This is a genomic window from Sphingomonas bacterium (assembly GCF_903643065.1).
Taxonomy (GTDB): domain Bacteria; phylum Pseudomonadota; class Alphaproteobacteria; order Sphingomonadales; family Sphingomonadaceae; genus Sphingomonas.
The window spans coordinates 1-2,600 of record NZ_CAHJWX010000466.1 but is presented as its reverse complement, the minus strand read 5'-3'; the positions used below and the strand labels follow the sequence as shown (position 1 = coordinate 2,600).

The following is a 2,600-nucleotide window of genomic DNA, read 5'->3' as shown; positions in this document are numbered from 1 at the left end:
TCACCGGCACCGCGTCCTTGAGCGCCGCATACACCGCGCGGCGGCGCTGGCGCGTTTCCGCCTTGGCCGCGAAGGCCTCCTCCATCGCCGCCGTCGGCCGCGCCAGCGCGGACCCCTCGCCGACGTCGAGCAGGATCAGGTCGCCCTCGCCCACCTGGCGGCGCAGGTCGCGCGCGCGGCCGAGCACGGGCACCCCCATCGCGCGCGCGACGATGGTGACGTGCGCGGTGAGCGAGCCTTCCTCCAGCACCACGCCCTTCAGGCGGCGCTTGTCATATTCCAGCAGCTCGGCCGGGCCCAGGTTGCGCGCGAGCAGGATCGTGTCCTGTCGCAGGCCCAGCTGCGCCGCCGTCCCCATCTGCCCCGACACGATGCGCAGCAGCCGGTTGGACAGGTCCTCCAGGTCGTGCATGCGCTCGGCGAGCAGCGGATCGTCGATCTGGCGCATCCGCTGGCGCGTGCGCTGCTGCACCCGCTCGATCGCCGCCTCCGCCGTCAGCCCGCTGTCGATCGCCTCGTTGATCCGCCGGCTCCAGCCCTCGTCATAGGCGAACATCCGGTAGGTCGCGAGCACCTCCTCATGCTCGCCGGCGCCACCGAACTCGGCCTGCGCCGCCATCCGATCGATCTGCTCGCGCATCTTGTCGAACGCGGCATAGACGCGGTGGCGCTCGGCTTCGGTGTCCTCGGCGACCGTGTGCTCGATGACGATGCGCGGCTGATGGAACACGGCATGGCCCGCGCCCATGCCGTCGACCAGCTTCTGTCCCGTCACGCGCACCGGCGCGGTCGCCTGCGGCCGGGCGCCGGGCGCGCCCTGATCGATCAGCCCGGCATTGGCGATCAGCTCGGACAGCACCATCGCGACGGTCTGCAGCGCCTCGATCTCGACATCGGCATAGCGGCGCGGCTCGGTATGCTGGACGCCCAGCACGCCCACCGCGCGCTCGCGGCGGATGATCGGCACCCCGGCGAAGGAATGGAACCGCTCCTCGCCGGTCTCGGGTCGATAGGCGAAGTCGGGATGGCTCGCCGCCTCGTCGAGGTTGAGCACCTCCATCTGCGCGGCGATCTGCCCGACCAGCCCCTCGCCTGGCGCCAGCGTCGTCACGTGCACCGCCGCCTGGTCCAGCCCGCGCGTCGCGAACAGCTCCAGGACGCCGTCGCGCAGCAGGTAGATCGAGCACACCTCGCTGTCGATCGCCTCGCCGATGATCTGCACCACCTGATTCAGCTTCGCCTGCGCCGGCGTGCGCCCGGCCATCACGTCATGAAGGCGGGTGAGGATCTCCCGGGCTGACGCGGCGGCGGAAGCAGGCATGGATGCGGGTTAGCAGGGGCGCGAACGCGGCGCCACCGTGGGCGGGGGGCGGCCTGCCGTCGTGCTGGCCTTGGGCCGGCATTCAGGCAAGCCCGCCTTGTTCGGTCCTTCCGCCGATGTCATGCTGGTACGGCTCGCGAGGGAGGCGCGGATGCCCATGGTCGATTACCGTTTGGCGACGGCAGACGATGCGTCAGCGATCGGCGCGGTGCACGTCGCATCATGGCGTGACACCTATGCCGGGCTGTTCCCGCAAGAGTTGCTCGACGGTTTGTCGGCCGAAAGCCGGGCCGCGATGTGGGCCATGGCGCTCGACGCCCCCGCCTGCTCGAATGGAACACGGGTGTACGTTGCGGAAAGCACCGGCGAGATCGTTGGCTTCGGCGCGTGTGGCGGCCAGCGTGACGATGCGATGCGCGAGCGTGGCTTCGCCGGCGAGATCGGCGCAATCTATGTCCTCCGCTCACACCAGGGCGCTGGCGTGGGTCGCGCGCTGATGAGCCTGATGGCACGCGACCTCCTGGCGCGACCGCTGCCGGGCGCAAGCCTCTGGGTGTTGAGGGAGAATGTCGGAGCGCGACGCTTCTACGAGTCGCTGGGCGGCGCGATCACCGCCGACAAGGAAGTCGTGGAAGCCGATGCGAACTTTCACGAGATCGCCTATGGCTGGCCGGACCTGATGCACCTTAGCTGACCCAACACCTCTTTGGTGGATGGCGAAAGGTATTGCGTCCGTCCTCAGCTAAGCTCGATTGGCTCGAACTGCGCAAACATGTCTCGGGCTTCTGGCAGCTCATGCAGCGGCACGTAGTCACAAACAGCGCCGTAGCGTTCCCACATCGCAAGCACTTCTGGATGCGTGTGAGCGGCCTCGATCGCGCCGTCCTGCCACTCGAAAATCTCGATGATGACGCCTTGTTTGGAGCGCATCCCGATCGGCGCGCGATCGGTAGCGAGGCCAAATCGGCGCAGCTCGGGCACATGGTCACGGGTGAGCGCCAGTAGCTGATCCTCCTTGCCCGGCTTCGGTCGATACGCCACGATCACCACGTCGCCCATCTACATGCTCCTTGCTGTCCGCAACATGGTCCACACGGCAGCGTGTTGTCGAGTAAGCGTCGTCCGGCGTTCTCCGTCGATAAACCGAACGTCTGTTTGAAGCTGGAGAAGCGGAAAACTGGCGCACTTAGCGGACGGCTGCAATCGGTCGATCGTATCCTCGCCTAAGTGTGGGTGGGCCCTACCAGCCGCCCACCCTCACCCCGCCGCGATCGTCGCC

At 68.1% G+C, this 2,600-nt stretch carries 3 protein-coding genes; 1 reads left to right on the top strand and 2 read right to left on the bottom strand.

Annotation, left to right across the window (positions count from 1 at the left end; translation table 11 throughout):
- Positions 1 to 1,321 (bottom strand): phosphoenolpyruvate-utilizing N-terminal domain-containing protein (locus tag HUU95_RS13945; protein WP_174280651.1); only part of this gene is annotated, 1,321 nt, incomplete at its 3' end.
- Between the two features lie 61 nt (positions 1,322 to 1,382).
- On the opposite strand from HUU95_RS13945, the gene HUU95_RS13940 reads away from it, so the two are divergent.
- Positions 1,383 to 2,015, top strand: coding sequence for a GNAT family N-acetyltransferase (locus HUU95_RS13940; RefSeq protein WP_174280650.1), 633 nt, complete (start codon positions 1,383 to 1,385; stop codon positions 2,013 to 2,015).
- A gap of 44 nt (positions 2,016 to 2,059) precedes the next feature.
- Here the strand turns inward: HUU95_RS13940 and HUU95_RS13935 are convergent, their stop codons facing one another.
- The gene (locus HUU95_RS13935; RefSeq protein ID WP_174280649.1) at positions 2,060 to 2,380 is read right to left on the bottom strand and encodes a hypothetical protein; all 321 of its coding nucleotides are present in this window, start codon (positions 2,378 to 2,380) and stop codon (positions 2,060 to 2,062) included.
- Between the last annotated feature and the right edge of the window lie 220 nt (positions 2,381 to 2,600).

Bases quoted from the DNA above. Each gene is read 5' to 3' on its own strand.
- HUU95_RS13935 (WP_174280649.1), bottom strand. From the start codon at position 2,380: ATGGGCGACGTGGTGATCGTGGCGTATCGACCGAAGCCGGGCAAGGAG.